Here is a 9170-nt window from a genome sequence, read left to right as displayed (position 1 = left end):
CCGCCGAGGTTCTTGTCGTCGAACCGACGGGATCGGAAACACACGTCACCGCCCGCCTGGCGGGACATGAGATCACGATCGTCTCCAAGCAGCGCTTGACTACCCAGCCCGGAGAACTGCTGGCCGTGAATTTGAATTCCGAGCGCCGGTATTTGTTCAATGCGAGTGGCCGAAGGGCTTGAATGTGCGGAGGCGCAGGATGACTGGTCCGAACATACGAGCAACACCTATCGATCACGATAGAAGCGCTGCCTGAAGTTCTCGGCGCGAGTTGCAAATCGGCAGTCTTCTCACGACCCCACGCTGAGGTACCCCTGGTGATGTGACAAGCCTTTGCCTGATCAGATCACTGAGAAGCCGCGTGCCCTCGCGCTAGCTCCACCCGGCATGTCTGACTGAATTCGAAAAGAAAGTTCATCGCGCCGGAACGGGCGAGATCAGCGATCTCGTGGAGGGATCGATTGGGCGCAAGGTAGGCTTCGATGATATGCTCCATAGTCCGTTCCGCCGCTGCCACAACCGAAGGGGACGAAATCAGGCGCATCTGAGCGACCAGTGCGTACAGGAGGACGAGATCGGATACGTCGTCCTTCTGATTGCTCAGGGCATCGCCAAAAAGGCGGGTCGCTTCGGCAATGAAATCGGAAAAAAGCTTCTCACGCTTGGCAACGTCAAGCTCACGATGCTTTTCTCTCAATTTGGATTGGTGGGTCAGCCATGTGGCCGCAAACGAGGTCAGGCTGCCTATGGCCACGCCGGCGAACCCCATGAGAGCCGAGATGTGTGCGTTCAAGAAAACCTCCTGCCAGATGAACTGATGCGCCGCAAGCGATGATCGGTGGCGCAAATGATGTCGTCCGCATGTCCTTTTGCCCCTATTGCATGAACCAGCCATGGCTGACGACCAGCGACTGGCCGGTTACGGCATTGGACTTGGCTGCCGCGAAATAGAGAACAGCCTCGGCCACGTCGTCGGTGCTGGTGAATTCGCCATCGACGGTATCCTTGAGCATTACCGTCTTGACCACCTGCTCCTCGCTGATGCCCAGTGCCTTCGCCTGCTCGGGAATCTGTTTGTCGACCAGCGGCGTGCGCACGAAGCCGGGGCAGACCACATTGGCGGTGACATTGTACTCTGCCCCTTCCTTGGCCAGCACCTTTGCGAGCCCAATCAGTCCGTGCTTGGCGGTGACGTAGGGCGCCTTCAGCTTCGACGCTTCCTTGGAATGCACCGAGCCCATATAGATCACCCGGCCGTAATTGGCGGCATACATGTGCTTCAGGCAGGCGCGCGTGGTCAGAAAGGCGCCGTCGAGATGGATTGACAGCAGCTTCTTCCAGTCGTCGAAGGGGAAGTCCACCAGCGGCTTGACGATCTGAATGCCGGCATTGCTGACGAGGACGTCGATTCTGCCGTATCTGGCTATCACCTCGGAGACGCCCCTTTCCACCGCCGCCTCGTCGGCGACATTCATCGCCACGGCGAAGGCGTTGCAGCCCGTACGTTTGATCTCTTCGGCGGTGGCGGTCGCGGCATCGAGATTGAGGTCGGCGATGACCACAATGCTGCCTTCCGCGGCAAAGCGAACGGCGATCTCCTTGCCGATGCCGCTCGCCGCTCCGGTGACGATGGCCACTCTCTCATCAAAACGGGACATGGATAATTCCTTTCAATTCCGGGTTCAGTCGTGCTTGGGATAATCGAATACGACCTCGCCGAGGCCGAGGGTCAGGTCGGCGACGTAGTGGCTGGCCGATGTGACCTCCCGTACGGGCAGCCGCGCGACATCGCACATCACATGCTCGAACAATTGCAGGGCGGCAGGACCGGCCCATGCGCCCTTGAGCGTCACATTCTCGAGATGGTAGCGCACCAGTTCGCAAATCCGAGGCGAGCCGTCGACATGCGGGATGATCTTCAGCATGAAGGCAGGCCTCGCCATCGCCTTTGCCAGCGGCTCCAGGGGGAGTTCGCGATGCTTGTAGCCCATGGTCGCCATCACGCAGAGAACCGAGCCGTAGTGCAGCGTTCCGACCAGTGTCTCCTGCTCGTGCGACAGCTTCGGCGTTGCCAGCTTCTTGGGAAAGCCCCAGATCTCGCGCCCGCCGGCGATCGGCGAGTTGTCGTCGAGATACATGGCATGCACATAGCTGCCTTCCTGCACCTCGCCGGATGGTGTGGTGAAGCGCACCGGAATGACCTGCCCGGTTTCCGTATAGTCTCCGAAACCCGTGGAATCGGGCATGCGAATGAATTCATAGGCGACGGTGTCGCCGATCACCTCCAACGGCTCGGGCACGACGGCGCGCAAGGCCTCGGGATCGGTCCGATAATTGATGACGACGAATTCGCGGTCATAGAAATTGTAGGGTGGCCTGGGATAGGCGGGATTGTTGAGCGGCATTGCAAAGGCGCTTTCGCGCACTGCGGCGATTTTCATGGTCGAGCTCTTTTGTTGAAATCTCATTCGAAGTCGAAGACGGCCACGCCATCGGGCGTGTCGCTTCGCTGCAGCACTTCAGGATGGCGCAGCGTCCGGATGGCATCGTTGTAGCCGGAGGCCCAGTGTTCCTCCATTGTCCGGCGGGAGAACTCGTAATCCTTCGAGCTGCCTTCGTAGTTCTTGGCCCGATATATCAGCTGGACGATGTTGTAGACCTTCTCGTCGGCCTGTTCGACGAGAAGCTTGATCTCGGGACCGGCCTGCAGCAGGGCCTCTTTCGGGACGAGTTCCACCAGATGGCCGAGGGCACGACGCAGACGTTGCTCCTGCTTGAACTGATCGGTTGCGGCGCGCGTGCGGCTCGAAAAACGGATATCCTTCTGCCGCAGGTCGAGACCGGCCAGGTCACGCGGAAACTCGCCGCGCGCGCTCCAGAGGTCGACTTGAAAGGCCAGCGTGTCCTGGCGAGGGGAGCTGTCGAGCACCCATTGCAGGGGCGTGTTGGAGATCAGGCCGCCGTCCCAATAATATTCGCCATCGATCCTTGCAGCCGGGAAACCCGGCGGCAGCGCGCCGCTCGCCATGATATGTTCGGGACGGATGTCATGGGTCGTCGTGTCGAAATACTCGAAATTGCCGGTGCGCACGTTGACGGCCCCGACGCTGAAACGCATCGTTCCGGCGTTGATGCGATCGAAGTCCACCAGCCGCTCCAGCGTCGCCTTTAGCGGTGTGACGTCGTAGAAGCTTTCGGCCTCGATGCTGCCGGCGGCGGCAAAGAACGGTGGCACCGTCCGCGGTGTGAAGAAGCCCGATGCACCGTCCGTGAGTGCGGCAAACGCATGTGCCTGATTGAGCAGGCCATGCGCGAAATCACCCTTGAGTCCCATTGCGCCCAGCGTGGCGGAAAACAGACTGGGAATACCGAGGGCCGGGGCCGTTATCGTCTCCCAGAAGCTGCGAAGCGCCTCCACCCGGCTTTGCGGCGGATTGCCGGCAATCAAGGCACTGTTGATGGCACCGATGGAAATGCCGGCGACCCAGTCCGGATGCAAGTTGGCTTCTGCCATCGCCTGGTAGACACCCGCCTGATACGAACCGAGCGCCCCTCCGCCCTGTAGTAACAGTGCAACGCGCTCGAACGGAGGACGCCCGGTGAGACGGTGGGTCTTGCTTGCGACGGGATGCTTGATAGCCATGAAGTTTATCTTCCTGTTCGGTGTTCTTTGATATTAATGACTATCCAGTTAGTCAATTAAAAAGACTGTTTATAGAGGCCGCGATTTGCATGGCTGCATTGCGCTGAAACAGCGGCTGGCGGCTAATACAGGATGGTCCCGTCCGAAAGATCAGGCACCTTTGTGACAGCCTTCCGTTTCGACGACTCGCGGTCGACGAGCGACAAAGTGGCATCTGCGGCGGCGTCCGCCGCTGAACTGGCAAAGTGGGCAGCCGCGACGCTCATTCTGTCGGTGATCCGCGCTCTTCCCCCGTCAAGTGTCTGGTCGGCGAGACGCTGGCCGAGCAGCCGGATCATCTCCGGGCTGTCGGAGAACGCGCTATGGCCCAGCGGGTCGTGCGGATCAACGGCGCTGGTATCGATCACGGAGACGCCGAGTTGGTCGAGAACCGGCTGGTAGGCCGTGAGATCGGTCCCGCCGACCCGGTCGACGCCGCCGGAGAGCCAGCGCGACACGCCCAGCGCTTTGTCCTTTGTCGACGTGAAGATAGTGAAATGCGGTCGGCGTGGACCCATTTCGATGAACTCACGCCGGAACACATCCATGTCGATATCGGGCGACGCCAGGATGACGTTGCGAACCTTCGGTGAGATGGTCTTGTTTCGCATGGCAACGCCCCGCAATGCTTCCGAAACCAGGTAGGTTCCCATCGAATGCGCAAAGATCGTTACCTCGCTGACATCGGGGCTGTTGGATGCTTCGATGATCAGATCCTCCAACGCCCGCCTGGAGAAATTGGCGCTCTCTTTGTCGTAGAGATAGTCGAACACCCGTCCCCTGGACGGCCAGGTGAAGAGTATGGGTGTCGCATCGATCTTCGCATCGTGGACAATCTGGGCATAGCGGAAGACTGCGTCCGAATAGGTATTGTTGAAACCATGCACGAAGATGAGCACCTGCCGCTTTTGGTCCCGGTTCCGTTTCATCCAGGTGAGCAGCTGTTGTCTCGTTTCCACCCTGCCCACTGAAAGCACCGAGAACTCCTTTTCCGCCTGCGGCGGGCTGTGGCGAGGCCATTGCACTTCGCCAATCCTGCGGTTCTTTTCCGGTGGTATCGAAACAGTGATGCTGTTGAAGGAGATCGCCGTTCCGCGGTCGCCTGTATAAAGCTCGCCGGAATTTGCGGATGGCTTGCGCGTGGTCACGACCAGCATGTTGACCTTTGCCGTGTCAATGGAGGCGGCGACGGGTTGGAGGGCGTCCGGCGTGCGGGTTACGCATCCCGGCAAAAGGCAAAGCAGCGACAAGAGAAACAGGAGCCGCCAGGGCGGTGCGGCTCCTGCTGGCCGCACATGCGCGATCGTGGGGACATGTGCGGATTGGGTCATTGGTCGGTGCATTCTTCAACTTGCTGAACAGGCACTTCGCGAGGGATCCGGAACCAGGCGACGTAAAGCGCCGGCAGGAAAAGCAGCGTCAGCGCCGTTCCGACCACGATGCCGCCCATCATGGCGTAGGCCATGGGTCCCCAGAAGATCTCATGCGAGATCGGGATAAGGGCGAGCGTCGCCGCAGCTGCCGTCAGCATGATTGGCCGCATGCGGTGTTCGGTCGCCTCCAGGACCGCTTGCCAGGCAGATATTCCCGCCGCTCGCAGTTCCTCGATCTGGACGACCAGGATCACGGAATTGCGGATCAGGATCCCGACAAGAGCCAATACGCCCAGGAGTGCGACGAAGCCCAGCGGCGCGCTGCTGAGAAGCAGTGCCGCCACCACGCCGATGACGGCGAGCGGAGCGACCGAGAACACAAGGAACAGCCGGTTGAAGCTCTGCAGCTGGATCATCAGCAGCGTTGCCATGATGAAGAGCATGGCTGGCGCCACCTTTGCGATCGGCCCCTGCGCCTTGGCGCTTTCTTCGACGGCCCCGCCGAGCTCAACCGAATAACCGGCCGGAAGGGTTTTTTCGAACGCCGCCACTTTGCCGGCCAGCGAGGCCACGACCGTGGCCGGTTGGGTCGTATCCTTAATGCCGGCCTTGATGGTGATCGTCGGCATCCTGTCCCGGCGCCAGATCGCAGGTTGTTCGAGCTCATACCGGAAGGTGGCGACGGAGGAGAGCGGAATGGACTGGCCGCTGCTGCTTGGCAGTTGCAGGTCCCGCAGCGTGTCGATCGAACCGCGTTCCTTTGCGGCGGCGCGCCCGATCACGTTGACAAGATAGATGTCATCTCGGACCTGCGTCGCGGTGGCGCCCTCGACGACGCCGTTCAGGGCTGTCGCAATATCCTCGGAGGATACGCCAAGCTGACGGGCCTCATCCTGGAGCACGTCGATCTTCACGACCCGGGCCGGCTCATTCCAGTTGAACGCCAGATTGGTGAGTGACGGATGGGTTCCGACGATGGACGCGAGCTCTTGGGCAAGTTTGCGCACAGTCTGCACGTCCGGACCCGCCACGCGATACTGGACCGGTTTGCCGACCGGGGGGCCGATTTCCAGGAGCTTGATATAGGCGTCCGCACCGGGGAACGTCTTGCGAAGATAGTCTTCCAGCTGGTGCTTGAGTTTGTCGCGAACATCGAGCCCCTTGGTGACGATGACAGTCTGACCAGAGGAGACGTCGGCGGGCTGTACATCGAAGGCCAGGATGAAGCGTGGTGCGCCGCGTCCCACATAGGTCGACCAGTGATCGATCGCGGGATTTCTCGTCAGCATGTCTTTTTCGAACTTGGCCATCATGCGGTTCGTTTCGTGGATCGAACTGTTCTGCGGCAAGCTCCAGTCAATGACGAGTTCTGGCCGATCTGAGTTGGGGAAGAACTGCTGCGGGACCAGCGACAGACCGGCCACGGAGGCGGCAAACAGTGCGACGGTGGCGATGATCGTCAGCCAGCGCCAGCGCATGCACAGCTGCAGCATGCCCATAAACGCCTTGGACACCCAGCCCTTGTGCTCTCCATGCTTCTTCATGGTTTTCGGCAGGATCGTCACTCCGAGGAGAGGAGTGAACAGCACGGCGACGACCCACGAGACGACCAGCGACACGGCAATGACGACGAATAGGGTGAACGTGAACTCACCAGCGCTGCTCTTGTTGAAAGCAACGGGAATGAAGCCGGCAACGGTCACCAGCGTGCCTGTCAGCATCGGAAAGGCCGTCGAGGTGTAGACGTATGTGGCCGCGCTTCTGAGGTTGTTGCCGGCTTCCAGGCGCGCAACCATCATCTCTACGGCGATCATGGCATCGTCGACCAGCAGACCGAGAGCGATGATCAAGGCGCCAAGCGAGATACGTTGCAGCGAGATGCCAAAATAGAGCATGAACATGAAGGTGATCGCCAGGACGAGCGGGATCGCGATGGCGACCACCAGGCCTGCGCGCAAGCCGAGGCTGAGAAAGCTGATGCCCAGCACGATCACGACGGCTTCGAAGAGCGCTTTGGTAAAGCCGGAGACTGCTTCCTCGACAACCAATGGCTGATCGGAAACATGGGCCACGGAAACGCCGACGGGTAGGTCCGCGGTGATACCGGACATAACGTGTTCGAGTGCTGACCCGAAGTCGAGCAGATTGCCGCCCGTCTTCATGCCGATCGCAAGGCCGATTGCCGGCTTGCTGTTGTAGCGGAACAGCGAAGTCGGCGGATCGATATAACCCCGCGTGATCGTCGCGACGTCCGTCAGCGGGAAAAACCGGTTGTTGACCCTGAGATTGATCGCCCGAAGACTGTCTTCCGATGTGAACCGGCCCCCCACCCGAAGTGCAATGCGCTCCGGTCCAGCTTCTATGAAGCCGGATTGTGCGACGGCATTCTGCTGCTGCAGTGTGGCGATGATTGCTGAGCGATCGATGCCGAGTGCGGCGATCCGGCGGGTCGAGAATTCGAGATAGATCGCCTCGTCCTGTGCACCGACAATCTCGATCTTGCCAACATCCGGGATGCCGAGAATCCGGATACGGGCGTCCTCGACGAGGTCGCGCAGCTGTCTCGGGCTCAGGCTGTCGCTGGTGAATGCGAAGATATTGCCATAGACGTCGCCGAACTGATCGTCGAAGAACGGTCCTGCGACACCGGAGGGAAACTCGCGCTGAATGTCGGCAATCATGTTGCGGACACGTGTCCATGTCGGCTTGACGTCGGTTGCCTTTGTATCCTCACGCAGATCAACGAAGACGATCGTCTGACCGGCTGTGGTCAGGCTTCTCGTGTGCTCGAGATTGTCGAGCTCTTGCAGCTTCTTTTCAATACGGTCGGTGACCTGCTTCGTGACCTCTTCGGCGGAGGCGCCGGGCCATCGCGCTTGGATGACCATCGTCTTGATGGTGAAGGAGGGGTCTTCCTCGCGTCCCAGACTGATGTAAGCGAACACGCCGGCAACGGCGAATGCAATCATGAAGTACCAGACAAGCGAGCGGTGCTCGAGTGCCCAGTCGGAAAGATTAAAATTTCTCATGAGCGTGGCTCTTCCTCGAGTTTCACCGTCTGTCCGGCTTTCAATTCGTCGATACCGGCGACGGCAACCGCCTCGCCCTCATGCAGGCCGCTGACGACCTGCACGAACCGGTCATCGGCACTGTCGAGCTGGACCGCTCTCTGGCTGAGTGTGCGGGTCTTGGGATCGACCACCCAGACGCAGTCGCTTTGCCCGCTCCTGAAGATCGCAGAGATCGGCAGCCTCATCGTCGGGCGTGGCTGCGTATCGATGGCGGTCGCGGTCACGACGGAGCCCAGCCGGAAGGTTTCCGGCGCTTCGTCCACGGCGATCTTCAATCGATGCATACGGGTATTGGAGTCGGCCTCCGGGCCGATTTCCCTGAGCGTGCCAAGCGTGTGGATGCTGTTGTCCAGCTGCAGCGCAACGTCGAACCGCGTGCCCAACCGCAACGAACCAAGCTGTGCTTCCGAAACATCCATGGCGACGTCGCGTCGCCCCAAGCGTGCCAGTGTAACAACGGGCTGGCCGGTCGTAACCGTCTGCCCGACCTCGACGTCGGTGGCGGTGACGACGCCGTCGAACTCGGCTCTTATCTCGGCATAACTGAGCTGTTCCCTTGCCTTGATAAAATCGGCTCTCGCCCTGACGACACTGGCCTGGGCCGATTTGAGCCCCTGCTCGGCGAGTTCCAGATCGGCCTCGCTGCCGAGATTCCGGTCCGCAAGGCCACGGCTTCGCTTCTCCGTCGTCACCGCATTTGTCCGCCGGGCCTCCGCGTCGCGCAGGCTCGCCCGCGCCTTTTGCACGGCAAGCTGCAGGGACACCGGGTCAAGCTCGGCGATTATCTCACCCTTCTTGACGAGATCGCTGACCTGCACCGGGCGGAACGTCACCCGGCCGACGAGCCTGAAGGCAAGGGATGTCTGAACCTTTGCCTGCACGGTGCCGGTGAAGCGCGGGCCAATCGACTGTTGCGCCTTGACGGTAATCGATTTGACCGGCCTCGGCAGATTTGCCTCATCTGCGGATTCTCGATTGCAGCCGGACAGGAGAGCCAGCGCAGCCAGCAAATGAACCGAGACGATAAGTGATTGGTGGGCCATT

7 protein-coding genes and 1 pseudogene are annotated in these 9170 nt (G+C 60.4%); 1 reads left to right on the top strand and 7 read right to left on the bottom strand.

The window, feature by feature from the left end; translation table 11 throughout:
• Positions 1 to 182: pseudogene (locus tag AC1DYF_RS38830) on the top strand (sugar ABC transporter ATP-binding protein); the annotation flags it as partial.
• 164 nt (positions 183 to 346) lie between these two features.
• Here the strand turns inward: AC1DYF_RS38830 and AC1DYF_RS38825 are convergent.
• The 7 genes from AC1DYF_RS38825 to AC1DYF_RS38795 all read right to left on the bottom strand — a co-directional run bounded on the left by AC1DYF_RS38825 (position 347) and on the right by AC1DYF_RS38795 (position 9169).
• Positions 347 to 793, bottom strand: coding sequence for a hypothetical protein (locus AC1DYF_RS38825; RefSeq protein WP_477884068.1), 447 nt, complete (start codon positions 791 to 793; stop codon positions 347 to 349).
• 82 nt (positions 794 to 875) lie between these two features.
• Positions 876 to 1658, bottom strand: a complete 783-nt coding sequence (locus AC1DYF_RS38820) for a 3-hydroxybutyrate dehydrogenase (protein WP_477884066.1) — start codon at positions 1656 to 1658, stop codon at positions 876 to 878.
• Positions 1659 to 1682: 24 nt separating this feature from the next.
• On the bottom strand, positions 1683 to 2441 hold the full coding sequence (locus tag AC1DYF_RS38815; RefSeq protein WP_477884064.1) for an acetoacetate decarboxylase: 759 nt from the start codon (positions 2439 to 2441) through the stop codon (positions 1683 to 1685).
• A 23-nt stretch (positions 2442 to 2464) separates the two neighbouring features.
• Entirely contained in the window at positions 2465 to 3643 is a 1179-nt protein-coding gene (locus AC1DYF_RS38810) for a patatin-like phospholipase family protein (RefSeq protein ID WP_477884062.1), read from the bottom strand.
• 122 nt (positions 3644 to 3765) lie between these two features.
• A complete protein-coding gene (locus tag AC1DYF_RS38805; protein WP_477884060.1) occupies positions 3766 to 5013 on the bottom strand; it encodes an alpha/beta hydrolase in 1248 nt (415 codons plus the stop codon).
• The gene (locus AC1DYF_RS38800) at positions 5010 to 8084 is read right to left on the bottom strand and encodes an efflux RND transporter permease subunit (protein ID WP_477884058.1); all 3075 of its coding nucleotides are present in this window, start codon (positions 8082 to 8084) and stop codon (positions 5010 to 5012) included. Before AC1DYF_RS38800 ends, AC1DYF_RS38805 begins: the two co-directional genes overlap by 4 nt.
• On the bottom strand, positions 8081 to 9169 hold the full coding sequence (locus AC1DYF_RS38795) for an efflux RND transporter periplasmic adaptor subunit (protein ID WP_477884056.1): 1089 nt from the start codon (positions 9167 to 9169) through the stop codon (positions 8081 to 8083). The genes AC1DYF_RS38800 and AC1DYF_RS38795 overlap by 4 nt, the downstream gene beginning before the upstream one ends.
• Position 9170 lies beyond the last annotated feature (1 nt).

It is taken from the genome of Rhizobium sp. P2_G9 (assembly GCF_056403475.1).
Note: the sequence above shows the minus strand (reverse complement) of the source record. Positions and strands in the feature narration are given on the sequence as shown.

Coding starts and splice junctions, on each gene's coding strand:
- AC1DYF_RS38820 (WP_477884066.1), bottom strand. CDS start 1,658: ATGTCCCGTTTTGATGAGAGAGTGGCCATCGTCACCGGAGCGGCGAGC.
- AC1DYF_RS38815 (WP_477884064.1), bottom strand. CDS start 2,441: ATGAAAATCGCCGCAGTGCGCGAAAGCGCCTTTGCAATGCCGCTCAAC.
- AC1DYF_RS38810 (WP_477884062.1), bottom strand. CDS start 3,643: ATGGCTATCAAGCATCCCGTCGCAAGCAAGACCCACCGTCTCACCGGG.
- AC1DYF_RS38805 (WP_477884060.1), bottom strand. CDS start 5,013: ATGACCCAATCCGCACATGTCCCCACGATCGCGCATGTGCGGCCAGCA.
- AC1DYF_RS38800 (WP_477884058.1), bottom strand. CDS start 8,084: ATGAGAAATTTTAATCTTTCCGACTGGGCACTCGAGCACCGCTCGCTT.
- AC1DYF_RS38795 (WP_477884056.1), bottom strand. CDS start 9,169: ATGGCCCACCAATCACTTATCGTCTCGGTTCATTTGCTGGCTGCGCTG.